28 protein-coding genes are annotated in these 25,639 nt (G+C 38.6%); 10 read left to right on the top strand and 18 right to left on the bottom strand.

What is annotated here, in order from left to right:
* Positions 1–85: 85 nt before the first annotated feature.
* Positions 86–1,558 carry an HDOD domain-containing protein gene (locus LEP1GSC203_RS08220; protein ID WP_002973218.1) on the top strand — a complete coding sequence of 491 codons (1,473 nt, stop codon included), beginning with the start codon at positions 86–88 and terminating at the stop codon, positions 1,556–1,558.
* Complete coding sequence (locus LEP1GSC203_RS08215; protein ID WP_002973370.1) at positions 1,551–2,333, top strand: ABC transporter ATP-binding protein; 783 nt, start codon at positions 1,551–1,553, stop codon at positions 2,331–2,333. The genes LEP1GSC203_RS08220 and LEP1GSC203_RS08215 overlap by 8 nt, the downstream gene beginning before the upstream one ends.
* A gap of 12 nt (positions 2,334–2,345) precedes the next feature.
* On the opposite strand, the gene LEP1GSC203_RS08210 is transcribed toward LEP1GSC203_RS08215, so the two are convergent.
* Complete coding sequence (locus LEP1GSC203_RS08210) at positions 2,346–6,077, bottom strand: hypothetical protein (protein ID WP_002973459.1); 3,732 nt, start codon at positions 6,075–6,077, stop codon at positions 2,346–2,348.
* Positions 6,078–6,360: 283 nt separating this feature from the next.
* Between LEP1GSC203_RS08210 and LEP1GSC203_RS08205 the strand changes: the two genes are divergently transcribed.
* The 7 genes from LEP1GSC203_RS08205 (at position 6,361) to arsB (ending at position 11,845) form a co-directional block, all read left to right on the top strand.
* A complete protein-coding gene (locus LEP1GSC203_RS08205) occupies positions 6,361–7,539 on the top strand; it encodes a DUF445 domain-containing protein (protein WP_002973254.1) in 1,179 nt (392 codons plus the stop codon).
* Positions 7,536–8,498: an NAD-dependent epimerase/dehydratase family protein gene (locus tag LEP1GSC203_RS08200; RefSeq protein WP_002973489.1), complete on the top strand. Its 963-nt coding sequence runs from the start codon at positions 7,536–7,538 to the stop codon at positions 8,496–8,498. The genes LEP1GSC203_RS08205 and LEP1GSC203_RS08200 overlap by 4 nt, the downstream gene beginning before the upstream one ends.
* 29 nt (positions 8,499–8,527) lie before the next feature.
* Positions 8,528–9,340, top strand: coding sequence for a hypothetical protein (locus LEP1GSC203_RS08195; RefSeq protein WP_002973338.1), 813 nt, complete (start codon positions 8,528–8,530; stop codon positions 9,338–9,340).
* A 154-nt stretch (positions 9,341–9,494) separates the two neighbouring features.
* On the top strand, positions 9,495–9,839 hold the full coding sequence (locus tag LEP1GSC203_RS08190; RefSeq protein WP_002973312.1) for an ArsR/SmtB family transcription factor: 345 nt from the start codon (positions 9,495–9,497) through the stop codon (positions 9,837–9,839).
* Positions 9,832–10,254, top strand: a complete 423-nt coding sequence (locus LEP1GSC203_RS08185; RefSeq protein ID WP_002973515.1) for an arsenate reductase ArsC — start codon at positions 9,832–9,834, stop codon at positions 10,252–10,254. Before LEP1GSC203_RS08190 ends, LEP1GSC203_RS08185 begins: the two co-directional genes overlap by 8 nt.
* A gap of 10 nt (positions 10,255–10,264) precedes the next feature.
* A complete protein-coding gene (locus LEP1GSC203_RS08180) occupies positions 10,265–10,798 on the top strand; it encodes a DUF6428 family protein (protein WP_002973277.1) in 534 nt (177 codons plus the stop codon).
* Positions 10,799–11,845, top strand: a complete 1,047-nt coding sequence (gene arsB, locus LEP1GSC203_RS08175; protein ID WP_002973348.1) for an ACR3 family arsenite efflux transporter — start codon at positions 10,799–10,801, stop codon at positions 11,843–11,845.
* A 57-nt stretch (positions 11,846–11,902) separates the two neighbouring features.
* On the opposite strand, the gene LEP1GSC203_RS08170 is transcribed toward arsB, so the two are convergent.
* The 6 genes from LEP1GSC203_RS08170 to LEP1GSC203_RS19575 all read right to left on the bottom strand — a co-directional run bounded on the left by LEP1GSC203_RS08170 (position 11,903) and on the right by LEP1GSC203_RS19575 (position 17,751).
* A complete protein-coding gene (locus tag LEP1GSC203_RS08170) occupies positions 11,903–13,147 on the bottom strand; it encodes an NADH:flavin oxidoreductase/NADH oxidase family protein (protein ID WP_002973404.1) in 1,245 nt (414 codons plus the stop codon).
* A gap of 58 nt (positions 13,148–13,205) precedes the next feature.
* A complete protein-coding gene (locus LEP1GSC203_RS08165; protein WP_002973512.1) occupies positions 13,206–14,216 on the bottom strand; it encodes a sensor domain-containing diguanylate cyclase in 1,011 nt (336 codons plus the stop codon).
* A 43-nt stretch (positions 14,217–14,259) separates the two neighbouring features.
* Positions 14,260–14,847 (bottom strand): DUF6962 family protein, encoded by a 588-nt coding sequence (locus LEP1GSC203_RS08160; protein ID WP_002973521.1) that lies wholly within the window; start codon positions 14,845–14,847, stop codon positions 14,260–14,262.
* A 65-nt stretch (positions 14,848–14,912) separates the two neighbouring features.
* On the bottom strand, positions 14,913–16,715 hold the full coding sequence (locus tag LEP1GSC203_RS08155; protein ID WP_002973323.1) for a PAS domain S-box protein: 1,803 nt from the start codon (positions 16,713–16,715) through the stop codon (positions 14,913–14,915).
* 225 nt (positions 16,716–16,940) lie between these two features.
* A complete protein-coding gene (locus LEP1GSC203_RS08150) occupies positions 16,941–17,411 on the bottom strand; it encodes a GNAT family N-acetyltransferase (protein ID WP_039937538.1) in 471 nt (156 codons plus the stop codon).
* A gap of 166 nt (positions 17,412–17,577) precedes the next feature.
* Positions 17,578–17,751, bottom strand: a complete 174-nt coding sequence (locus LEP1GSC203_RS19575) for a ribbon-helix-helix protein, CopG family (protein WP_084764920.1) — start codon at positions 17,749–17,751, stop codon at positions 17,578–17,580.
* 295 nt (positions 17,752–18,046) lie between these two features.
* Here LEP1GSC203_RS19575 and LEP1GSC203_RS08145 point away from each other — a divergent pair, with 295 nt between their 5' ends.
* The gene (locus LEP1GSC203_RS08145) at positions 18,047–18,604 is read left to right on the top strand and encodes a hypothetical protein (RefSeq protein ID WP_002973389.1); all 558 of its coding nucleotides are present in this window, start codon (positions 18,047–18,049) and stop codon (positions 18,602–18,604) included.
* 66 nt (positions 18,605–18,670) lie between these two features.
* On the opposite strand, the gene LEP1GSC203_RS08140 is transcribed toward LEP1GSC203_RS08145, so the two are convergent.
* From LEP1GSC203_RS08140 to LEP1GSC203_RS19435, 11 genes are all read right to left on the bottom strand, one after another.
* Complete coding sequence (locus LEP1GSC203_RS08140) at positions 18,671–19,051, bottom strand: hypothetical protein (protein ID WP_002973257.1); 381 nt, start codon at positions 19,049–19,051, stop codon at positions 18,671–18,673.
* Positions 19,052–19,070: 19 nt separating this feature from the next.
* Complete coding sequence (locus LEP1GSC203_RS19770) at positions 19,071–19,226, bottom strand: hypothetical protein (protein WP_002973324.1); 156 nt, start codon at positions 19,224–19,226, stop codon at positions 19,071–19,073.
* A 155-nt stretch (positions 19,227–19,381) separates the two neighbouring features.
* The gene (locus tag LEP1GSC203_RS08135) at positions 19,382–19,624 is read right to left on the bottom strand and encodes a hypothetical protein (RefSeq protein ID WP_002973392.1); all 243 of its coding nucleotides are present in this window, start codon (positions 19,622–19,624) and stop codon (positions 19,382–19,384) included.
* A complete protein-coding gene (locus LEP1GSC203_RS08130; protein ID WP_002973287.1) occupies positions 19,621–20,358 on the bottom strand; it encodes a hypothetical protein in 738 nt (245 codons plus the stop codon). The genes LEP1GSC203_RS08135 and LEP1GSC203_RS08130 overlap by 4 nt, the downstream gene beginning before the upstream one ends.
* 462 nt (positions 20,359–20,820) lie before the next feature.
* The gene (locus LEP1GSC203_RS08120; protein ID WP_002973481.1) at positions 20,821–21,201 is read right to left on the bottom strand and encodes a hypothetical protein; all 381 of its coding nucleotides are present in this window, start codon (positions 21,199–21,201) and stop codon (positions 20,821–20,823) included.
* A 262-nt stretch (positions 21,202–21,463) separates the two neighbouring features.
* A complete protein-coding gene (locus LEP1GSC203_RS08110; RefSeq protein ID WP_002973283.1) occupies positions 21,464–22,141 on the bottom strand; it encodes a hypothetical protein in 678 nt (225 codons plus the stop codon).
* A 7-nt stretch (positions 22,142–22,148) separates the two neighbouring features.
* A complete protein-coding gene (locus LEP1GSC203_RS08105; protein WP_002973366.1) occupies positions 22,149–22,499 on the bottom strand; it encodes a hypothetical protein in 351 nt (116 codons plus the stop codon).
* A complete protein-coding gene (locus tag LEP1GSC203_RS08100) occupies positions 22,496–22,981 on the bottom strand; it encodes a M15 family metallopeptidase (RefSeq protein ID WP_002973454.1) in 486 nt (161 codons plus the stop codon). The genes LEP1GSC203_RS08105 and LEP1GSC203_RS08100 overlap by 4 nt, the downstream gene beginning before the upstream one ends.
* Entirely contained in the window at positions 22,982–23,491 is a 510-nt protein-coding gene (locus LEP1GSC203_RS08095) for a hypothetical protein (RefSeq protein WP_002973549.1), read from the bottom strand.
* Positions 23,488–23,832 carry a hypothetical protein gene (locus tag LEP1GSC203_RS08090; protein ID WP_002973227.1) on the bottom strand — a complete coding sequence of 115 codons (345 nt, stop codon included), beginning with the start codon at positions 23,830–23,832 and terminating at the stop codon, positions 23,488–23,490. Before LEP1GSC203_RS08090 ends, LEP1GSC203_RS08095 begins: the two co-directional genes overlap by 4 nt.
* Positions 23,832–25,637 carry a WD40/YVTN/BNR-like repeat-containing protein gene (locus LEP1GSC203_RS19435; protein ID WP_002973308.1) on the bottom strand — a complete coding sequence of 602 codons (1,806 nt, stop codon included), beginning with the start codon at positions 25,635–25,637 and terminating at the stop codon, positions 23,832–23,834. The genes LEP1GSC203_RS08090 and LEP1GSC203_RS19435 overlap by 1 nt, the downstream gene beginning before the upstream one ends.
* Positions 25,638–25,639: the final 2 nt, after the last annotated feature.

Raw genomic sequence — 25,639 nt, 5'->3', positions numbered from 1 at the left:
GACAAAATAGAAATCGGATGAGAAAAAAATATCTATTGCGTCCAAAAGAAATTAAAATATAAGAGTGTTACGGGAAAAAGCGTTTGTGAATTTTCAAGATATTATCTCTCAATTAGAAACCGCAAAAGAATCCAGAATTAACTTTTACTTTGTTACTGAAGAACAAAATCAGGAGATATACGCATTACTTGTCCATGTAATGGGGTATATGGACAAACTCTATTTAGTAGAAGTCATCTTTACTGTTTTAAAAGAACTTCTCATGAACGCCAATAAGGCCAATGCAAAACGCGATTATTTTACCCGAGAAAATTTAGACATCCAAAACGCTGGTGATTATGCAAAGGGAATGTCCCGGTTCCAAGAAAATATCATCATGAAGTGGAATGAACAGTTGGATCGGTTAGACGGTGGAAATTACTACATAAGTCTTCTGATGAAAGTAGAAGGTAAGTCCATCCACTTTGCGGTGGAAAACAACGCACCCATTACCAAAGAAGAATTAGCACGAGTTAATCGAAGGATCGAAGTAGCCAAAAATTACAATGATCTTTCGGATGCATTCACTGATGTATCAGACAGTACCGAGTCTGCAGGTTTAGGATTAGTACTCATACAACTCCTTTTGAAAAATTCTGGAATCGGTTCTGAAAAATTCAAAATCTTTACTAACGACAAAATAACACGCGCTACACTTTCTGTACCGGAAGTCACTACGCCGGTAGAAATTCAAACAGACCTAAAAACAAAACTTTTGAATGAAATTGATGGCCTTCCTCCATTGCCACATTCACTTACAAAAATCATTCTCCTATGTAACAATCCGGATTCTGATTTACATATGATCTCTCAAGAAATTGAAAGAAATCCCGCTTTATCGGCAGACCTACTTAAACTTTCAAATTCCGCTTTTTTTGCTAACAGAAGTCAGGTGAGTTCTATCTTACAAGCGGTTAAGGTTGTGGGTTTGAAAAACTTACGAAACCTTCTCTATGTTTCTGGGGTTCGAAAGATTATGGATGGCCAATACGGAAAAATGATGGATGTTTGGGATCATTCCAGCCGTTGCAGTTATTATGCGAGATACTTAGCGACAGAAAACAATCATACTAATAAAATTGCCGATATCATTGCCGTCAGTGCTTTGTTACACGATATTGGGAAGTTTCTATTACTTTCTGTGGATCGTGGGTTCTTCAAAAAAATTGAAACCTACCAAAGAGGGGCCGATTCTGGAAACTCCACTCTTTTAGAAGAGATGGCGATTGGTTTGAGCCACCCTCAACTTGGTGCTCTACTTGCTGAAAAATGGGAATTTCCACTGGACCTTCGTGTGGCCATTGAATACCACCACAAACCATTTTTAGCACCACCGGAATTACGTGACCTTGTAGAAGTGATTTACATGGCCAATATGATGGCTGATTATCATGAACAGAAAAAAGGTTTCTATGCCATTGATAAAAACCTTCTCGCAAAGTTTAATTTAGATAATATCGATGTGTTCTCTGCCGCCGTGAACAAAATCGAACTCCTTTTCAAAAAATCAAATGAATGAAGTAGTTCTTTTTGATTCTGTTTCTTTTGTTAGAAACGACAAAAAGATTTTAGATAACATTAATTTTTCCTTAAACCAAGGAGACTCTCTTGCCATCATTGGCCGCAACGGTGCGGGAAAAACAACCCTCATCAACCTCCTCTTTGGTTATTCTTGGCCCACAACAGGTTCCATCTCTGCTTTTGGGGAAACATACGGCGAAACTCCCATGGCACCTTTACAAAATCGAATTGGAATGGTACAACCAGGCCACCAAGAATCCTTATTACAAAGACTTACTACTTTTGAAATGGTCCTCACAGGTGTGATTGGAACTCTTGGCCTTTACAAAGAACCGACAAAAAACCAAGAACAAACCGCAGAATCTCTGTTAAACTCCATTGGCCTTAGCCATAAAATCAACCAAACTTATGCAACACTCTCTTCTGGGGAAAAAATGAAGGTGTTACTTTTACGTGCATTTGGTGTGGGAAAAGATATCCTCGTTTTGGATGAACCTACAGCTACCTTAGACATCACAGCAAGGACAGATTTTGGGAAATCATTATTACAATTAAAGAAGAACAATCCTCGGCTCACAAGAATTCTGATCACTCATCGGATTGAAGAAATTCCAGAAGACTTTTCCAAGGTGTTATTAATGAAAGAAGGAAAGGTACTTAGTTTTGGAGCCAAAAACCAAGTATTAACAGATAAAAACTTATCGGATCTCTATGATTTAGACCTGCAAGTGAACGAAAAAAAAGGACAGTATTCCGTTACTGTCCTTTCCTGATACATTCAATACCTAACGAGAATACATCGATCTTTCAATGAAGTTAGTGGCAGTACAACCTGCAGTTCCCACATCCGAAATGGATTTGTCTTGTGCTATACAGAAGATTTTCCACCAACGATTGGAATGGTTAGGTGCAATGGAATAGTTTCTCACTTCCCCTACACTTCCTTTAAAGATCCGAACATTGGCTCCAGAGATTCCCATAAGTGCTTCCCCTGACCAATTGTATATACTGTAATAACGATTGGGTTGGTTCCAAACAGTTCCTTGGAGAGTGATGGTTTCTGGACCATATCCCGTTGTGATATCATAGTCCAAACTTCCATTACCCGCACCTAGTGGAGTTTTGTTATTCCAAACGATTCTATCATTTGCGGAGTTTCCATATTGCAAATGGGAGTCCAAATCACGAGGTTTGGCACCCCAAGATAATACGACTCGCATTTCATTTTCTGGAAGGATAGGAGTTACAAGAATGTTTTGGTTTGCAGGTGTTTCCGATCCAGCAGACACTACTGTTCGGTAAGTAGTAAGATAACTTTCCTGCACTGAAGTACAATCCCCTCTTTTTCCTGCACCCGATACTTCTAGAGTATAATTCCCTGGCGGAACTGATGGAATCACATAAGAACCATCGGTAGAAGTTTTAACAGAGGCGATGGTCACTCCATTTGCATCAATCGCATAAGGACCTGACTTCACATTTACACCTGGTCGAATGCGTGCCGTTAGGTTACAAACTCCCGTGTTATACAATGCTGACAAGGCCCTTCCAGTAATAGATCCGCTAGTTTGGCTACCAGGCACAAAGGTAATGATATCAAAGTTGGTGGTTACATCCGCTTGGATATCTACAATACCTTCCACCGTTTGGTAACCGGCAGAAACAAATCGAACCTTCCAACGACCTGCGTTGATGTTAAAAATAGTGTATTGGCTTGCATTCGAAAATATGGTAGCTCCCGTGGCAATGGAAGCTGGTTGTACGCCGGCGGAAGGTCGAAGATTTCCCCCGTTTGGATCTACAATCTCTAAAGAATAAGTTCCTAGAAAAGAAAATCCGCCCGGTGTTCGTACTGATCCTGTTAGATGGCCACGACCATCACTTGTTATCACAGGCGTGTTTACTACTACAGTTCCCCCACCAGTTCCCACTTCTACAGGGAAGTATGTGGTGATTCCATTTTTTTCCACACGGAGTTGGTAAGAACCTGGTGAAAGGAAAGGGAAACTATAACTTCCATTAGATTGTGAAGTCACAGATCCAACCACTTGGTCGGCCCCGAAAGTCCTTGTGGAAGACACAGTACAATTGGGTGAATCAAATCCACCCGAACAGTCCCGATGTACATCAGCCGTGAAATTGCCACCGACCAAACGACCAAGTGTCACTGTGGCACCACTTACATTTTGCGTGGAGACTGCATCCGTTACAACACCAGTGACTGTTGCTCTTGGACTGTGCATTACAGTTCCATTTACGGTAAATACAGCGGGACTCGTTGCGTATTGGTTTGTCGCTACTGAGGATGTATCCACACGAAGACTTGCAGAAGTTAAATAACTAGATTGGTAAACCGGAGCCACACGATCCACTACGATGAGTTGGTAAGAACTTTGGCGGAAATTGTATTCGTCTCCATTGATGATATCAATGGAAGCAGAATTATCATTCGCACGTGCGATGTTTGGCGTTTGCGATAAGGTGGTCGCAAGTCCAGAACCCAATTGGTATAAGGCATAACCCACACGACCTGCTTCATCATTGGTAAATGGAACAGGTAGAACTGCAGGTAAAGTCACCACATAGGAACTACCACCAAAACTAAACTGGCCCGCAGATGTTGTAGTGATATGAGCAAGACTGGATCCGTCTATAGACGTGTTTCCAAGTAAGACCACAAATAATCCAGACTGGTTTGTATGGACTGCATTTGCTGTGGGAGCAGTGTCTCGAATGGAAATGGATCCAAAGATTTGGGAACGAGATGCAATCGACGTTAAGGAAATGGTTCCTGCGTTGAGGTTACCACCATTCAAACTTACTTGTAATGGATGGGAAGAACAAGGTGAGGTATTGGAACCACAGTAATTTTCAAATCCAGGTGCCGAAATATAATATGCCCAAAGTCCACTCGCTCCAAGGAAAGATACTTCTTTCGTTGTTGGATTTACTTCGTAGAGTTTGTTTCCGTAAGTTTGGTAAGCCCAAGGTCCTGAACCTTGCACAGTCGCCAAACAAGAAGCAGTTGGATTCACTGCGCAAGAACAGATTGATCCTACTTGGTTTAGAGAACAATTCGTTCCAGCCACTGCACTCAGCGCTTCCACTATCCAAAGTTTGATGGCATTTCCTAATATAGGGTCATCTTTTAAATACAGAAGTCGAGAAGGGGCTTGGTTTGCCGAAGGTCTTACATTGATCACAGTACCTGCAACATGGTTTCCATTGGAATCTTTAACAAATCCAGTGACAAGAGAAGGTTTTGCGACAATATAAATTGGGTCGGTAAGGTTTACGTTTTTGGTTCCTCCAGTGGGAGAAGCCGTAAACAAAAAGGACCTAGAGACGGTATAAAAAACAGGATTGGATACTTCTATGTAGTACACACCATTGGTAAGATAACTTCCTTCAATGGCAAAACTTCCATTCCCCGTAATTTGAACTGTTTGTAAAATAGCGCCTTGTTCGTTCTTTAATTTGATTGTGAATACAGTGGTAGAATCGGAAGGTAAGGCCCCATTCAAAATATTTCCAGTTAGGTGGAGATCACTTTCTGTTGCTGCCATCCAAGGAAGGCTTGTTTCTCCTAAGTCCACTTGCGCCACAGTATTCGGATTGGTTCCAGGAAAAGTAAAATGGATGAACTCGGTCGTATTGGCAAAGGGTTGGCCAGATACTTCTACAGAATCTCCAGAATACACAACTGTATAATTTCCATTAGGCAACGGGTTGATCGAGATAACATAAGATCCATTGGCATTGGTCACTCCAGTCCCTACTGTGTTTCCATTTGCATCCAGGATAGAAACAGTGATTCCAGCGATTGGACCTGCAGGAACCGTCACACCACCACCGGAAAAACCAGGACTTGTAACAACACCAGTAAATTGCGCCGGACCTTGGCCGTAATACAAACGTTCTGCGAGAAGATTTCCTACGTTGACGAGGGTATAAGGATTCTGTGTAGGATCAAAAATGAAAGAAAAATCTTGGTAAGTATAATTGAGACCATATCCTGTATTAATCAATACTCGATAGTTGTTATTGGGAAGGTCCGTTAGATCAAATTGGAATTTTCCATTGGATTCTGCGTTGGTCACTGCAACGAGAGTGTTTGTCTCACCATTGGCAACCTCGATCCTAACAGAGATTAAAGTAAGGTCGATACAAGCGGGAGCTTGCGGGGCCCCTGGATTTCCACAAACTACGTTTGCAGGTACACCGGAAACGACAGGTACGATGGTTCCGATGACACGAGCTGGACCATGGTTAGGAACTTCTTGTTCGGAATTGTTACCGGGAACTTCTTCAGGGTCAGTCACGCCGACAGAATCACCAGGAGTAGGAAGAGGAACACCGTTGGAATCGGGAGGTGTGAGTGCACCAGTACTTGCGTCAGAGACAGCACCGCCAGTTCCTAACAGGAACCAAAACGGCATGGATTTCTTTTTGCGGGAACAACCCACAACTGCCAAAGAGATGAGAACGAGAATTGTAAAAATTCCTCGAACGCGCATAGACTTACCCTCTAATCAAAATTCGCTTTGTGGCAAAACCACAGTTTTCAAATGCCCTTCGGGAAATACCTAAACCTCTCCGAAGTGTACCATTTGTAGTTCGTTTCCGTACACAAATCAAATCTTTTTTAGGGGTATCGGCAAAAAAATAACAAATGTTACCGAATTTAGGGAAAAATCAACACCCAGAGGAATTTCGGTTGCCCTTGCCCTCCCTTTTTTAGCTTACTCATAGCGGAATATGTGGGAGAATTGGCTTACACCAGAACAGTGGAAACTCCTAATGATTCCCTTTACCTATGGATTTGTGGGTTGGGTGACAAACTGGCTTGCCCTAAAGATGACCTTTTATCCAATCCAATTTGTAGGAATCCCGCCCTATCTGGGTTGGCAAGGAATCATTCCTAGAAAGGCCCACAAGATGGCCAGTAAGTCCGTAGATGTCATTACGGAGCGCCTCCTCAATATCAGAGAAGTATTCTTAAAAGTAGATCCTAAAAAAGCAGAATCGGTTTTTTTACCTGCTTTAGAGTCTAGCATCCGCTATACGATGCGAGAATTTTCCGATAGTTTGGATCCCAAACTTTGGGATCTGATTCCCGAAGTGGTCAGAGAAGAAATTTATCATAAGGTCAAACGAGAAAGTGGCGTAACGATCCGAAAGGTGATTCGAAAACTCCAAAAAGATATCGATTCTTTATTTGATGTAAAGGCCTTAGTCTTAAAAAAACTATCCGGGAATAACGTAGGTCTTGTTGTAGAACTTTTTAAAGAGGTCGGAGCCCCTGAGTTTCGATTCATTGAAAGGTCTGGTTTTTATTTCGGATTTTTACTCGGACTTGTCCAAATGATTTTTATGATTTATTTTCCCTTAGTTTGGACTCTTCCCATCCAAGGTGTGATTGTGGGATATCTAACAAATTACCTCGCATTGGAAATGATCTTTCGCCCTCTTCTGCCCAAAAAGTTTTTAGGAATTTTTACATACCAAGGTTTGTTTTTAAAAAGACAATCTGAAGTTTCAAGGCTCTACGCAAAACTGGTAAGCGAAAAAATTTTAACACCAAAAAACATTCTTTCAGAACTTATTTTTGGAAAAGCTTCTGATGATATCATTGCTATCATTCGGAAAGAAGTAATCCAACATGTGGATACAATCACTTTCCTTGCAAAACCCGCCTTATTTGCTTCTGGGAAAATAGAAGAGTTTGAAGCAGCAAAAGAAAGAATCGCCGTAGCTATGGCTGATCATGCCGTAGAAAAATCTTTTCATTTAGAAGAGTATTTAGGGGAAGCATTAGAGATTGAAAAAATGATGGGAGACCGAATGTCAGCTCTTCCTCCCAAGGAATTTGAATCCATCTTAAGGTCTGCATTTCAAGAAGATGAACTGTTATTAATTTTAGTAGGTGCCGCACTCGGTGCCATGGTGGGATGGTTTCAAATGGTATTTATCGTATGACAAAAACAATTCTTATCACAGGAGGGAGTGGTGTTCTTGGTAAAAGATTATTATCTAATTTGATTGAAGACTATAAGATTATTGCGATTGGCAAAAACTATGTTAGTTTTCCCGACTCCATCCGATTTCATAAAAATTTCAAATTTTACGAACGAGACCTTGCCTCCATTACCAAAATGGAAGAATTTTTAATTCCAGAATCCATCGATTTGATCCTTCATTTGGCAGCTGTAGTTTCTGGAGTCAAATTGACCGAAGAAGTGTACCACCAAATCAATGTTAATTCCACAAAATTACTTGTGGAATATGCAAAATCAAAAAATGTTCCCCATTTTGGATTTGTAAGTTCTGTTTCTGTTTATGGATCCAAAGAAACCAATTTGAACATCAACAGTGAAAGGTTTGGAACTACCATTTATGCAAAAACAAAAGCATTGGCAGAAGATTATGTGTTAAATTCAGGGAAGGCCTACTCCCTATTTCGAATGGCAAGTATTTATGGCCAAGGGACAAAAAGTTTTATATCCAAACTGCGTTCTCTCACAAAACGTGGAGTATATCCTTACATTTCGTCCCTTCGCAAAAAATCGCTTATCCATATAGATGATGCCACAAGGGCTCTAGAGACATGGACCAAACAAACATTAAATGGAAAACCACCCAGACCAGTGTATGTATTTTCTCATCCTGAATTTGTCACAGTAAACCAAGTGATTCAAACCTTTCAGAAACTCGGGATCGCAAAGGGTTTCTTAATCCCCATCCCTGTGGGAGGATTTTGGGCCAAATTTGTGGAATTAGTATTTCGCCTTCTCTCCTTTTTAAGAAGGAAACCTTTTCATGGTTCTCCTCTCCAACCACTTCTCGAATCGGTAGCCATTTATGATTCCCAATCCTTTGAAAATTTAGGATTTTTTCCAGAACAAGATTTACGAAAAGGACTCACTGACTATCAATAATGAAGGTACTGGGGGCCGATATTCTAAGTATGAAAAAGCGACTTTGCCTACTTGTTTTATTATGTCTTACTCTTTCTCATTTGGATGCAGCCACCTGGATCGAAGACTCTTTGAGTTTTGCATTCGAATATCCAAGAGGTTGGGCAAAGTCTGTTTTACGCCATCCGGACACAGTCCGAATCCAATTTTCAAAAACCAATAGAGAAGCCATCCTCCAAATTGATGTCGCTCGTAGGACCAAAGATTACGATATCGACAGGTTCATTGAAGAAACAGTGGATACTTTTTTAACAAAATACCCAGACTTAAAGTTAGTTCGTGAAAAATTATTAGAGAATGAAATCGCTGGATTCGATGAATCCGTCTTTGTTGTGTTACACTATACAGAACACAAACAACTGGTTTCCAATCGCTTTTTGTTTCATAGAAAAGGTGGATTGTATTATGTAATTCAGGCAAAAACACCTAGGGCTTATTTTGCAAAGTATTCCAAAGATCTAGACTTAGTGATGAAAAGTTTTCGGCGCGATACTCGTACAAAAAACAGATGGCGTAATGATAGTTTGGCTTATCTTGATCCCGTTAAGGATGAAAGGATCATCCAATACATTTCCATTACCATAAGACCGATTGATTCCTATCCTCATGAACAAGGCGCCGTGAAAAACCAAGAAGATGGATGGTTGTTTTCTGTAGAGGGGAACAAAAAGCCAAACCCAGGAGAATGGGACAACCGCACCAAACCGACACCAACAGACAATGGTTACACACCATCCGATGTCAAACCAGACACCCCTACTTCGGACGAACCTGTAGTCATCCCGGATAGCTCTGGAATCTAAAAGCTAAGCTCCTATAATTTCTAAAAACCAATCCTTTCCTTTTTACGACATTCCCCGGAAATCCAGGGAATGTCCGGCTGCCCAACCTCGAAATTCTTCCATTTCCACTTGACGGAAACAGGGCAATCAATTAATCGTATATCTACGATAAACTATGGCTCAAAATAAAAAAACAGAATTCCCGGAAAACATCCAAAGGATGGCTAGCTTTACCAAACTGCTCTCCCATCCGGCAAGGATTGCCATCTTAGAGGTCTTAGCTAAGAAACAAACTTGTGTTTGTGGGGAAATAGTAGAAATCCTTCCTTTAGCGCAATCTACCGTATCTCAACATCTAAAAGAACTAAAAGAGGGAGGTCTTGTCAAAGGCGAAGTGGAAGGAACTACTTCTTGTTATTGTATCCATTGGGAAAATCTGTCCCAAGCTTATCACGAATTTACAGAACATATTGAATTCATTCAGAAATTTAAAATTAAGGACGGGAGCTGTTGTGAGTAATCCAAAAAATATTTTAATCCTTTGCACAGGGAATAGTTGTAGGAGTCAAATTGCAGAAGGTTGGATGCGTTTCTACGCAAAAGACAATGCCAATGTTTATAGTGCTGGGATCGAAACACACGGTGTGAATCCAAAAGCGATTGCTACGATGAAGGAAGCGGGAATTGATATTTCCCATCACACTTCTAATCATATCAACGAATATAAGAATATATCATTTGATTTCCTAATTACAGTATGTGACCACGCTAAAGAAAACTGTCCTTATTTCCCCACAAATGCAAAAAGTTTCCACCATAACTTTACTGACCCTTCTAAAAAGGTAGGATCAGAAGAAGAGATTAAAGAAGCCTTTGCATTGACAAGAGAAGAGATACGAAATTACTGCGAAAACTTTGTAAAAACTGAATTATAGGAGAGAAAAAATGAAAACGCTTACTTGGAATGACTTTAAAACTAATTTGGATTTATATCCAAAATTTCACTTAAAATTTGAATATGGCAAAAACCAAACCATATTTCCCAACTATCATATTACCGAATTCAAACTAGCAACTATCCAATCTGTAGATTGTGGTGGGAAAACTGATTCTTGGTCTGAAATCATTTTACAAGTGTTAGAGCCAAAGATAGAAAAAGATACCGAATCAATGACACTTAACAAAGTAAATTCCATTCTAAAAAAAGTGACAACTTCAATGAATATACCAGAAGAAGCCACCTTACGCATTGAATTTGGAAATGATGCAACAGCGATGAGACAATACTTTGTTTCGGAGATGCAACCAATCGGAAATTCTCTATTGATCCACTTAAAAGATGGAAAAACGGAATGCAAAGCATCCGCAAGTTGCGGTTTACCAAAGGATGTAGTAAGTTTTCCAAAATTAGAGAAATCAAGTTCTGCTTGCTGTTCACCAAAAACAGAAGACATAGGTGAAAAAGTAGGTTGTTGTTAGATGAAAAAACTCTCTTTTTTAGATAGATTTTTAACACTTTGGATCTTTGGAGCTATGGCCATTGGGTTGTTGATTGGAAAAAATTTTCCCTCTGCAGTAACCCAATTTTCTTCTCTTTCTATTAGAACCACCAATATCCCCTTGGCCATTGGATTGATACTAATGATGTATCCCCCGCTGGCCAAAGTGAAGTATAAAGAATTGGCGAAGGTTTTTAAAGATGGGAAGTTACTCACTTTATCCTTAGTTCTCAATTGGATCGTTGGCCCGGTTCTTATGTTTCTCTTGGCGATCACATTTCTTACAAACGAACCAGAATACAGGACTGGACTGATCCTCATTGGTCTTGCACGATGCATTGCCATGGTGATTGTTTGGAATGATTTGGCAAATGGAGACAGGGAATATGGGGCAGCACTTGTAGCACTTAATAGTATTTTTCAAGTTTTCTTTTATAGTTTTTATGCCTATTTATTCATAACTGTTCTGCCGCCTTATTTTGGTTTGGTTGGAACAGAAATTTCGATTCAGATTGTTGATATTGCAGAAACTGTGGGAATATATTTAGGAATCCCGTTTTTTCTAGGTTTTATTTCTCGGTATGGATTTGAAAAATTTGGTGGCAAAGAGTATTATGAAAAGAAATTCCTTCCCAAGATTTCACCCTTAACACTTTCTTCACTTCTATTTACCATTATTGTAATGTTTAGTTTGAAAGGTGGAATGATTTTAGAATTAACGGATGATGTGATCCGTGTTGCGATCCCCCTACTTTTATATTTTGGAATTATGTTTTTTGTAAGCCTTTGGATTGGATACAAATTAGGTGTGGACTATTCGAAAAATGCGGCTGTTAGTTTCACTGCTACAGGAAATAACTTTGAATTGGCGATTGCCGTTGCCATCGGTATATTTGGGATCCAAAGTGGAGTTGCCTTTGTAGGAGTGATTGGTCCACTCATTGAAGTACCGGCCCTCATCTTACTTGTTAAATTTGCGATTGGATTTAGGAACAAATTCTATAAAGAAAAAACAAAACTTTCGTAAAGGAAAAATTGCAGGCAATGTAGGTCTGCAGTATCTTTTTAAACGAAACAAACTTTCTCAATTAGGAATGTTGTGAATCCACCTTCGGTATCGTTTCGTCAGTTTCGAAAGCCGAAATTGGTCCATAAGGAGTCTTAAAATTGGAGAAACATTTACCGTGGGAAGTTTGTTTTGGGACAAACGATTCAATTGGTAACGAACCATAGCCATATTTGCCAAACCCTTTAAAGTTTTAGATTTCCAATCAGGATTAGGTAAGGAATGATACATTTCTTTATTTTCTTTCCAATCATTGGGAAGGTTTGGATTGAGTGCGAGTGCGGTTGCGATGCCAACCAAGGGAACCCCTGAATCCAAAACAGATTCTGCAATTTGTTTTCTTCGAATCCCTCCTGTGACAAGGATTGGCACTGTTGCCGTCTTTGCCACTTCACTGGCAAAATCTAAAAAGTATGCTTCTCTTGCTAATGTAGAACCATCCCGAGATTCTCCCTGCATAGCGGGAGCCTCATAATTACCACCTGACAATTCAATAAAATCGACACCTAATGTTTGTATTTTGGCTATTACTTCTTTGGCATCTTGAAATTGAAAACCACCTTTTTGAAAATCAGCTGAGTTCAATTTTACCGCGACTATAAAACCAGGTTTTACTGCTTTACGGACCGCACGAATTACTTCTAACAAAAACCTCGATCTATTTTCTAAACTCCCACCCCAAATATCATCTCTCCGATTGGCAATAGGAGATAAAAACTGACTGATCAGATATCCATGAGCCGCATGAATTTCTACACCATCAAAACCAGATTCCATAGCCAAATGGGAAGTTTTTGCAAATCGTTGGATTGTTTCTAAAATTTCTTTTTCTGTCATGGCTTTGGGGTTTCCTAATAGTTTCGATAAGTTCCCAATATCTACTGGTACCGCAGATGGTGCCCAAACCTCACCACCTAACTTTGCTAATATTTGTCTGCCAGGATGATTGATTTGCATAATGATCTTTCCTCCGGCAACTTTTGCTTTTGATGACCATATACGAAATCCGTCAAGAGGAGTACCTTCCTCCAAAACCACTCCACCGGGCCCAGTCATTGCTCTGTGATCGACCATTACATTCCCTGTTATCATAGTCCCAACTCCACCTCGTGCCCAGGATTCATATAAATTCCAAAGAGCGTTGTCTGGTTCTAAATTTGTATTGGAAAGATTTTCTTCCATCGCCGCTTTTACTAAACGATTGGGTAAAGTGGCTCCGTTAGGAAGGGTATAAGAAGTGAATAATGGGGAATTGGAGATCATTTGTCTTTATTAGACAAAGAAACTTAAATAGAGAGAAATAATTTCAAATGAAAAGGTTTTATACTTTTTTTCGAGATCGTTTGTTTTCATACAATCTTCCATCTGCGATGGCCATTAAAGTTTCAGGTTCTAAACCATCCACAGGATAAAAAGCAACACCTACACTGGTTTTTATATTAAGTTTGGTGGACTCGAATTGAATTTCTCCTTCCACCATATTGACAATACTATTGAGGAGAGCTAAAACTGATTCGTTAGATTCATTATGAATCATAATGAGTCCAAATTCATCACCACCAAGTCTTGCAAATACGTCTTGGTTTTGGATCAAATGGTTAAACCGACTCGCAAACCGAGATAAATAAAAATCACCGGCAGCATGTCCATAACTATCATTAACTACTTTTAAACCATCTAAATCGAACAATGCAACGGTCAAAGCATCACCTTCTTTTTGAGTTCGAGAAAGTCCTCTCCTTAAAAAGTCATAAAATGCCGAACGATTATAAACTCCAGTCAGAGCGTCATGACTTGCAAGATAAGCCATTGTTTGCAGGCTTTTTTCTCTTTCTGCCCATCGGTAAGCGTTATGTAAAATGGCAGCAATAGTTCCTGACAACATATTCAACACATAGGTATCGTTAGGTGAATAGAACCCAACTTTAGAACTATGGACTTTCAATACCCCGATAACTTCTGAATCAAAATATAATGGCAATACAATCATGGAACGAAGGCCAACGACGCGACAAGCTTCTCGGTTGACACGATCATCAACTTCGGAATCGATACAATATAAAGTTTGTTTTAATTGAAGAGACAGACCAGAAAAACTCCCTTTGTTAGGGATTCTGAGTCCAATTTGTTTTTCTGCACTTCCACTAGCAGCACGGTAAACTAAATCATCTCCTTCCACAAGTTCAAATACAGCACCCTCTGAGTCTGTGATTTCTTTGGCTCGGAGAGTGATGCGATCTAAAAGATAAGGAACATCTGGTTTAGCGGCTGTTAACTCTGTTTGGAGTTTTAGTATTTTTTCTAATGTAGAAGCAGGAGAGGAGTTTTCCATGGATGCCCTTGGAAATATATTTTTGAAACTCCTCTCATTTGATCTAGCTTAATTTTCGAATTCCCTCTGCTAAACAATAATTAGCAATCGCAAGTAAGATATGAAAGATATCAACGTTCAGAACTGGCCCTGTTGATCCTTTAGTACCAATCACAAGACCTGCAACGATAAACAAAATTGATCCAATGATTCCCATCACAGCAGCATTTGATTTTCTAGGGAAACGAACTATAGAACTAATGAGGATGATAAACATTGACAATCCACCAACAACTGTCGAGTAAACAGGAAGTGGATAAACATAAGAGAACACTAAGTAGAGAAGAAATGCGACTGCAATGAAGAGCAAAAAAGTTTTTTCCGATAGGGATCGAAAGGTAAAATGAAAAAATGCTAAACCGAGTAGTGGAACACCCACACATCCAGACAATCCTACAAAGAATCGATAGATGGAATCAAGAGTATTGATGCCTAAAAAATGTATCGATCCAAGTCCAGCGGATATACCGATGATGGCAAACCCGTAAAATGCTGAACGAGATGGGATAGATGACTTCCCGACAAATCGATAGGCCATTGCCAAGGTAATTAAGGAAAGAATTAAGTCTGAAAGGAAAGTTGAGAAAACCATGGCTACGAATTAGAACTAATTTAGTAGAAGAAGCAAGATAAATTAAACGGTCTTAAATAATTAATTCAGGGAACTATGACTCGTTGGGATTTTAGTACAATGTCCTGAATGATACTGTCCAATTCTTTGGCCGATTCGATGAGATGGTCCAAACTTTGGCGTTCTTCTTCATGTGAAAGTGCTCCCGTTTTGATCAAATCCACAATTCCCATGATTTTTGCCAAAGGATTCCGCACCACATGGGACTGGGTCCAAGCGATGGCTTTGAGTTTTTCATTTTGGGTCTGGATTGCTGTAATTTGAAAAACTCGTTCTGTCACATCGTGAAAGTTATCAACGATCCCACCAATGTTTTCGTCTTCAATGAGATTGGTAATGGTAGACTCCACCCACCTCCATGAACCATTTTGGTGTTTGATTCTAAAATTATGACTCGGCAAAGAATTCCCTTGAGGAATGGAACGAACCTCTTCCAATCTTTTGATAATTTTGGGAACATCATCTGGATGTAAAAAATCAAATAAGTTCATATGCATTGCATCCAATTCGGAATATCCCAATACTTTTGTAATCGAAGGAGATACATACTTGGCTTTACCTTCGGTACTAAGTATGGCAATTACATCGACACCATTTTCCACAAGGGCTCGGTAACGTTTTTCACTTGCGACAAGTTCCATTCGTTTTGCCATCAAATCAGTGATATCTTTAGAAAAACAAGCAAGGCCAGTGATTTGATTTTCTGCATTTCTGATCGGATTAAAAAATACCTCACGGTGTTCTTCCAGCTGGGTGATGGGGCTAATAAATCTTTCGTATGTTTTGAAACTTTCTCCTGATAGTCCCCTCTCATAATACCCCTTCCATTTTTCATAGAAAGCTTCGCCTTGGCTCATGATAAGAACCGAATCACCTTCTTTAGCTGCGGTTCCGAGTAAAAAACTCATCACATCGGAAAAAGCTTTGTTAGCGGCAATCAAACGAAACTTAGAATCTAAAGACCAAATCAAATCAGAAGTTCCATTGATGAGTGCTTCTTGGTTTCGTTTGATACGAATGAGTTTTTCTTCTGATTTTACTTTGTCTGAAATATCACGAGTTACACTCAGTACGGACATGATCTCTCCCGATTGATTGGTCAAAGGAACTGCTGTACTTTCCATCCATCTTTCAGTACCTTTCAGGCCTATGATACGAAACCTTGTACTCGACTTAATTCCTTGCAGTGCACGATTATGAATTGATTGATAATATTTTAAATCCAACGGGTTCACTAAGTTTTCTACCTTTTGTCCAACCGCTTCCTCTGGAGAGTCTGCCTCTATCATTTGTAGACCAGCAGGATTCATCTCTACTAGGATTCCATCTGGAGAAACTACTTTCACACATTCTGGTTCTGATTGTAGAATCGTACTTAATCTTAGTTCTTGTTGTTTTAAAGTTTCGTAAGCTTCTCTTTGTTCGGTGATATCTTGAAAGATTCCTACAATTTGTAATGGTTCGTTTTTTTCATTTCGAATCACATCAGCGAGAGAACGAATGGATTTGATTTTTCCCGAAGTGGTGATGAGCCTACATTCTAAATCGTAGTCAATTCCAGTTTCGAGAACTTCTTTCATATGTTCAATGGCACGTTCGCGATCATCAGGATGGACAAAAAGAAAACCTGTTTCTAAATTGATCGGCATGGAAGAAGGATCCAATTCTAAAATATGGAACACTCCTTCCGACCAATGGAGAGTTTGGTTTACAAAGTCCACATCCCAGTGACCAATCTTTGCCAAAGTTTCCATCTGTCGCAAAATCAGTTCTTGTTTGTTTTTTATTGCATTAGGGGGAACTTTTTTTTCACTTTGATTCTTTTTCACAACAAATCTTTTGCCCCCTCAAAAATCAGAAGTATGATTTTGTCCGACAAAGAATAGGCAGTCAGCCCTTTTTTTAATAAAAATGGAAAATCTAACACACTAAAGTTGGAAATTTCTACCGTCAGGGATACGAAGGATGCCGAAAGCACCCTGGTTTGGCGATAGACAAATCAGGGGGAAGCGAAAGCGGACTCCGGAGTAGCCCGCCCGGGCGGCCAGAAAAAGTCAGACGATTTGTTTCTCAAAACATATGGCAGTGGGATCTGATGCCCATTTACCAAACGCCGGAATTTCTTTGAATCCAAAGTTTTTGTATAAAGTTAAAGCTTCTGGTTGTGGTGCGCCCGCTCGTAGGATCATGGATGAGAAATGGTCGATTTGGGCTTGTTTTTCTAATTCAATTAACAAAGATTTGGCGACATTATTTTTTCGAAACTTGGGAAATACGTAAACAGCATCCAATTCACACTTTGAATCGTTGAACTTTGTATAGGCTGCTGATCCTAAAACTTCATTTGTTTCATTATGTTCTGCGATGAAGAACTTTCCTCTTGGATGCAAAAAATCTTGAAAATCCATTGGGTTTGGCGCTTGGAATCCATATCGATTTTGGATCTCTTCCCAAAGATGATCCAAACAAAGTTGTGAGTTTGGATCTAGGGTTTCGAGCAGTCGAATTTTGAAAATTTGATTCATGAATGTAGAAAGATGAACTTCTTTATATTAAAATTTGCAAATATATTTTTTAGATGGAGAGAAATTGGAGGATGTTGTATAGGGAAGTTATTGGGTGGCGGGATGTATTGCCTACACAGTTGTGCAGTATCATGGGCATCCGCCCCCAAATCAAATCTACAGATCCTTATTTCTTTGCCGATCGTTTTTCAATCGGCGAAACATTCAGAAACTTCTTAATTGCTAACCGAATTACTTTTGATCGATCCATTTCATTATTTGCCGCAAATTGATCTACAGCATTCATCAAATCTTTCTCACAAGAAAAAGTCGTTCTTACATCTTTTTGTATCGCCAACATCCCCACCCCCTTAGCTCCAAAGTTGGATAACTTCCTAAAGATTAGATTTTTCCTGGATTATGTCAATTAAAAAAGTATGAAATTTGCATGATTATTCACAATTTAATGGTAGAGACACAAAGACACTAGAGACACTATTTTCTAAAATTCGGCGGATTCAAAAAAAATAGGATTGAGTATTTATTTCCTTCCCAAGAGAGTAAAATTCATTTTCTCGTGTGTGAGGTGTTTTGTGGCAAATTTCACTGATTCAATGAGTGACAAAAAATTCGGACGTTGGATACGGAAACAGGTAATGCGTGATTTGTTCTGGACGGATTTTTTACGTGAGTTGATCCAACGAAATGAACTTACCGTTTCTCTGAAATCATATAACGACTTCCACGATCACTTCAAAAAACGTGAAGACAATGCAAAACAATTTGAATCACTGAACGAGGCATTTAGTGAATTTATAAAATATACCGAATCTAAAAACCCGATCAGTAGAGCAGAGTTTCAAGAGATTTATAGAAACGTGCATTCTGTGCAACAGACTGTTAAGGAAATTTTTGCACATATCAATCAAACTCTCACGGTTAAGTGTGTGGATGATGTTAATATTTTTGAATGTTTGGGTAATATTTCTAGCGAATTAAACACTCTGCGAATTCTTCTGGGGGATGTATCTACAGATCATATTGAAAATTTTGAAGAAAGTGACCGCCATGCTTTACAATCAAGATTTGAATCCAAACCTCTTCCTAGGGGATTTGTTGAGTCTGAACTATTGGAAATTGCTATGGATGAATTCAGGATAGAAAAATATTTGATCCGAAATAACGGAGTCCCGAAGGGCTTTACGGAAAAATAGTGTTTCAGAAAGCCTTTCCGGTACTACACAAAATCGTTTTTTTGATTTAGGCGTTAGGTGGAATGCTTAAAACTGTGTTTCATTCCTCACCAAAACTAAACCTTCGTCTATTAGGCAGTAAAAAATTGTATCTTTCTGCATGTCGAAAGAAGATAGAATAACCTTTGTTTGGAGTTCTATGGATAGTTTTAAGCAAGGTTCAAAAAGGTCATCTTTTCCCGTAGTGTTTAAAATGCCGGAAATGCAAATACATTCCCCTTTAGATCCTTTGAGTCTTTCGCTTATGTTAGAAGGACGAATTTCGTCATTGATTTCATCGTTTGTTAGTAGAATCGATTTCAATTTCTGATCGAAGAATTCTATCTCTTCGTTTACAAAAACTGTTATTGTATTTTGAACCCAGTATCCCAAATTTGCACCTTCAATACCAACCAGGTTCGCTTCCATTTCCAAACGATACCTGCTATTATTTTACTTTCACTAGTTCATCTAGTTCTTTCAGAAATTCCAAAATCATCCCTTGTCTAATTGTCGCATACATTGAATCATCCAACCGAGAATCATCTAGCTCGGAATATTGTTTCAATAGTTTTAATTTTAGATTTTTAATTCTGTCTTTCATAACTTCCGTTTGACGATAGGAGTTAGGAAAGATTACAGCTACTTTTTAGATCCTTAATCTCATTCCTAATAAATTTCAATTCAGGACTAAATAAAGCTGAACCCGGCATTTTAGCAGATACAAACTTTTCTACTTTATCCATTACTAAAACCAATTTAGATATTTTCTCTTCGTTCGTCATTTTCTGTTACCTGATATTCTTTTACTTCAATTGCATTTGGAAATAACTTGTTCCGAATCTTTTCTTGCCGTTCCACTTGCTTTTTATGCAACTGGAACTTTTCTATTTCCTTTTTAAGATTCGGATCTATCTTTTTTAATAAGTAAGGAGTTCCTTCTTTAAGTATTGCCTTTGATATAGCAATTGCAATACGACCTAAAGGAAATTTCTTTTTCATGATGATGGAATTTCAGCTTCGAAAGATTCACCCCTCCAAGCCTTACCTAAAAATTTTACTCCGGTAACCAATAGATTTACCGATTTTTCTGGATCTGCGGAAAGAGCTTCCATTGCACCTTCAGCAACTTTTCCTAAAACATCTGTAAAGCGGAATCGATCTTCTCTTATCCTCTTGCGAGCAAGAATTTGTTCTTTCTCCAATTCCCAACGCTTTCTTTCCAATCCAAACTCTTCATTTTGGATTTCCATTCTTCGTTTATTTGCATACTCAACAGAATCAAGTTTTTCATTCAAATTTTCTTTTTGTTTGTTGATCCTTTGTTCTACTTCCTTATCGTATTCAGCGAACTTGTCAGAATACTTTCTAGTCACTCTCTCTAAGTCTTCAGAATAAACACGATTCATTTCAAACGTGGCTTTCATAATATCTAGAGGAGTAGTTGGAAGTTGTGGGCTAGTAGCTTCCTCTTGCTTTTTTTCAATAGGACTAAACTCTTTCAATATTCCAGAGCCAATTACATTTCCATCTTTCTTTAGTTCATAGTTAATGAAATGAGGATTTTCTAAGTTTCTATTGATAACTGGGAAGGAAGTTGGAATATCTTCACCTTTTATCACTACTTTGTTTTTTTCTGTGAATAATTCTAAAGTATAATCGGAATCAGGAAACTCGTTTTTCCTTTTTCCATAAAGAGTTTTCATTTTGCGGAACGCATCGTCTGAATCAACCATACAAATTTTCTACCTTTTCGCTTAGTTTTTTGTAGTATCTTTGTGAAAACTAAGTGATTACCAAGTAAAAACCAAGTGACCACAAAGTACATATTAAGTGAATGAATGATTTTTATAAGGCTTGTCAAGAGAAAAGTAAATATTAAGAAAGTGCTATGAGAAATTCTATCAAGATCCAAGCACGTTTAAGCGAACATAATTTAGTTTTATCATGGGAAGAATATAGGAAGGAATTTATAAAACAGAATGGATTTAATCCAACGCACTCGGATGTCTTAGGATCTATTCTACATAAGACAAGTGATTATCAATATACATACGATAGGCGAATAAAGTTTTTGAAAGATAAAAAGGAAAAGAACTCTTTCGATTTGAAAGAGATAGAATATCTAGAGGAAATTTTAAAATTGAATATTAGTGCGGAGACTCTCCGGAGTTCTGTCTCCGGAGATGAATAGCTTTTTAAGGCGAAGGTAAAAAAGGTATTTTGATTTTGCCTTTTATATAAGCATACAATCCTAGGATTAGAACAATTAGAGAAAGTGCAATGATAGACCAGTTTCTCAATGCTTTTAATCCATCTGTAAAACCCGCATCCCTTTGAAGATCCGAATTTTCCTTTGCTGTGCTTGCTTGGTTTGCAATTGCAATACGTGCATTCTCATCAGAGGAGTCAATTGTATCGGCTGCCGCTTCTAGAAGCTCGGAAGTCTTTTGGTCACCTAGATCCTTCTTTTCCTTTGCAGAGCTGCGTAGAAGGCTTGTCAGGGGCTTAGAAGATGGGTTCTGAGGAACGCTAAGACAACCAAAAAAGAAAATAAATAAACAAATGAATATTTTCATTTTCTTTTCCTCTTCAGTTGTGGCCACGTACCAAAAGAATTCCGAGTTCGCCACTTTTCCCAAGCAGTCGGGTAAATTGGAGAAGCAATAAACATGATTCCCAATATAGACAAAGACCAAAAAGCCGGAAAAGAATTATCTCCAAGGATTTTCACTTCCGGAGCACGTTCAAAATACTGAAGAACTGCATCGGCAATAAATCCTAAAAAGAAAATTGCAATCCCGAACTTTTGTAAGAAGTTTAAAATTTTGTTTTCGCTTTTCATTTTTTTTCCTGTAAAAAACCAATGTGACAAGGTGCTTTCGATGGACCATTGATTGCCTTCTTAAAGTCCGGAAGTGGAATGAAAGAATTGTCCCCGTCATGGTCCTTGTAATTAGTTAAAAGTTTTCCGAATGGATCTTTTAATTTAAAACCAAGTAGTTTTCCATTTAAGTCTTCTCTGTATCCACTTCCAAATGTTAGATGACCTTTTCCTGAAGGATACCAATCCTTTATGTAAAGTGAAATCATCAAAGGATCTCCTTTCTTCATAATCTTTTGGATTGCTGAAAGAGTAGCCTTTTCAAAATCAAACATGAAATCTGAATCCTTTAGAATGACCTCGTTCATCAGTCTTTTATGAACTGCCCAAAGGAATCTTGTTTCTCCCTTTTTCATTACTTTGTCTAATGCAAGTTCATATGCGACTTCATCGACAATAGTTTTGATAATTCTTCTTTCGTGTAAGAATCCACAGAACATGGAACCAGCAGATATAAAACACTTTGTAACTCGATCATAGAGTAGGTGTTCGTATTTTTCAAAGTCTTCTAAATCAAAAAGATACTTTCCTTTTTTATCAAAAACTTTTCCGTCCTCGATGGTGTAAGGATTTATATTATCTCTTTGAGAAAGATAATCTGTTTCCGTTAAAAGATGATCTGTAAATGAATCCATCTTTTAACTAGAAGAAAAAACCGGCTGCAATCGCTGCTATTACCAAAAGAACACTTGAACCAGATTTCTCTTTAGCGTTCGTTTGATTTGTGGTCACGTTTGCCTTTGGTGGGGTTTGGGTTGTAGTGGTTGTAGTTGAAATTGGTTTTGTTTCAACTTTAATAATTCCAACACCCGGATTCATTGTTTGAAAATCTCTGATAGCTTTACCGGCAGTTTCTCCGATTGCTTTTCCATTTACATCGACTTCAGATAGAAAAGAAAATCTCTTCTCTTGAGTGTTATACAATAGTCCTTCTACTTTTGGGTAGTTGTACTTCTTGTTTGTTGGTACATAAACATAAACTCGACCTTTCATTTTCGCTTACCTCTTAAACTATAAATTGAAATTCCAATAACTGCTACGATAGGGAAGATAATCTTGCCATTGAGTCCTGGAACAAATCTTCTCCAACCTTTGATTTGAAAATGAGCTGAATCTGGGAATTTTACTTTCTTCTTTGTTTTAGTGTCGATTCTCCAAAAATCCATTCCCCAGGCTATATCAGAGTTTTTACTCAGTAACTCTCTAATGTCTTTTTCTCTGTTTGTAAAATTGACATTCCTTATATCAAAAGCCAAACCATGATTATGTGGAGAATTTCCGGCTGTTGCATAAGTTACGATCTCTCCGGATCTCGTTCTCCCCAAAGAATAAAGATAGGTTTGTCTTTCGTTTGATCTTTTGGTTTCAAACAATTCCGCCTCTGGAATAGCTTTCTTTAAATCCTTCCAAAATGATTGAAGTCTAGAAGTAACTAGTTCAATTGAATTGTTAGCCTGTGTTACTTCTAAACTCATTTACTTTCTAAGTAAAAGAAAAAGACCGAAACCAACTGCTGCATAGGTTCCGTATTTTAATCCATCTTTGACTTCTTCTTTTTTGGTTCCGGTTGTATCTGCAATGGTTCGGATGGGATCAACTAAACCGCCTTCTTCAAATACATACTCTTTCAACTGATTCAAAGAAGTATGTTTTGATAAGATTGTTTCTCTAAATTTCTGGATCTCTTGATCTGTTGAAAAAAGAGTAGAAGCAAGAGTTTTCCGAAAGACAGTTTCCTTCTTTACAACAAAAGAAAGTCGTTTCAATTCTGCATTGTGCTTAAAGCCTTTGAATTGGCTTAAATAGTTGAAAGTATCAATATCAAAGCCAATCGGTTGTGTTACTCCGCTTAACGAGTAATCCAACGCATAACGCGGAACGCTGTTTTTACTGTTTGGTATCCATGGAACATCCCATCCCGGAATTAAAGATTCCGTTGGCATTGTTTCAAGAAATCGATTTGGATAATAGTTTACATTGCTCATTTTCGCTTTCCTTTACTAGTTGGCTTCTTTTCAAGCCCGACCATTATTTGTTCATATATTTTTAAAACTAAATCTCTTGTAGCTGAAGACTCATCAGAGAACTTTCTCATGGTGGTTTCAGTTCTTTCTAAATTTCTATTTAGAGTTGAAAGTTCAGACATGACCTTATCATTGTTGCGATCATGCTCTGATTTTACTTCAGTAATCTTGTCAGTGTTGGATTGGATTTTTTCGTTTAACTCTTCTTTGAAATTAGAGAGCTTCTGATTTACTTGTGAATTTACATAGTAAATAGAAATACCTGTTACTGCACCAACTAACTCTTGGAAGCCGATTTCCATTATAAGTGACCTGCCCCTAAACCTGTTCTAGTTGTCATAACTTTATTTCCTATATGGCAAACAGCTACTAATGTTCCTAACTTTGGAGACCAACAAACTGAATACCAGGAACTTCCATCTGTAGGTGTTGATCGTTGTGTCCAGTTTATACCATCAGGTGAAGTCATGACTTTGTCAGTGCCAGAAATAGCAACAGCAACGAAGAGGCCAAGTTTAGGAGCATAGCAAACTGATTGCCAACTATTTCCTACGTTTGGTGTTATTCGAGAAGTCCAAGTTATACCGTCTGGAGAGGTCATGACTCTGTTACCTATTCCAGAAACTGAAACAGCAACAAAGATTTCTTTTTCCTCAGACCAACAAACTGATTTCCATTGATTATCTGCAGCACTTGTTCTTATGGTCCATGTGATGCCATCCGGAGAGGTCATAACTCTGTTGCCTATTCCATCACTTGAAACAGCAACAAAGATTCCTCTCTTTGGTGACCAGCAAACTGAATACCATTGATTATCTGCAGCACTGACTTGAGAAGTCCATGTAATGCCATCCGGAGAGGTCATAACTCTGTTACCTGTTCCAGTGCCAGCTACAGCTACAAAGATTTCGTTTTCCTCAGACCAACAAACTGACCACCATTGATTATCTGCAGCACTTGTTCTTATTGTCCAAGTTATTCCATCTGGAGAGGTCATAACTCTGTTGCCTGTTCCGTTATATGAAACAGCTACAAAGATTCCTCTCTTTGGTGACCAACAAACTGAATACCACCCGTTATCTGCAGCACTTGTTCTTATGGTCCATGTGATGCCATCCGGAGAGGTCATAACTCTGTTGCCTGTTCCAGAAGCAGCTACGGCTACAAAGATTTCTCTTTCAGGAGACCAACAAATTGAATACCAATTGTTATCAACTAAACCTGATCTAATTATCCAATGATCTGCAAACCATCCAGCAAATGCTTTGATTGCCTCGTTAGTGGACCCACCTCCGGAGAGAGTATCAATTTGAGATTGTAAACTAGCTAAAAGAGCAGGAAGCCCTAAGATGTTTGCTTGTGTATGGTTGTGAGCTGTAGGAGGAAATGTTGAAGGTTTTCCCGATATATCTTCCCAAGCGTGACCATGAGGACTTGCTGGAAACGAAGAGGGCTTTCCTGATACCTCATCCCAATCGTGTCCATGAGAACTCGGAGGAAATGAAGCAGGCTTTCCATTAATATCAGGCCAATTATGATTATGATTACTTGGAGGGAAAACTGTTGGTTTATCTGTTAGATCGTTCCAAGATGAAACCCCTCCACCTAATTCACCTAAGTCGGTAATATCTGTTTTTGTATGTGTGTGATGTGCAGGAGGAAAGCCTTCCGGCTTTAATTGAACGTTTTCCCATTTAGGTTTATTTTGTACAATGCGAGGTCTTACTGGATTTGCATTTGAAATAACTATTCCAGTTGAACTGTCTGAATCTAAACCATTGATCTTTTCTCCAAGTGCATTGGAAAAAAATTGCATTTGTTGTTTGTACCCGTCGATTTGATCGGTTGAAATAAGTTCAAAGAATTCCCATAGATACTTCCTATGACCATTCCTTGAATCTTGAGAAGGTGCTTCACCATGAGCAAGTCTATCGAACCTTTCTGTAAGTTCGTTAAACTGATCTAAGATGTCTTCTCTTAGATCATCTAAATCGGAAACTTCCGCTAAATCAGCGTATTCGTTTTCCCAATCAGTAGCATATATGTTTGCAAAAATTTCTCCACCGACTGGCCAATCTAACCAAGCGGAATAAATCTGTTTCGACATAC

This window comes from Leptospira terpstrae serovar Hualin str. LT 11-33 = ATCC 700639 (assembly GCF_000332495.1).
Taxonomy (GTDB): domain Bacteria; phylum Spirochaetota; class Leptospiria; order Leptospirales; family Leptospiraceae; genus Leptospira_A; species Leptospira_A terpstrae.
Note: the sequence above shows the minus strand (reverse complement) of the source record. Positions and strands in the feature narration are given on the sequence as shown.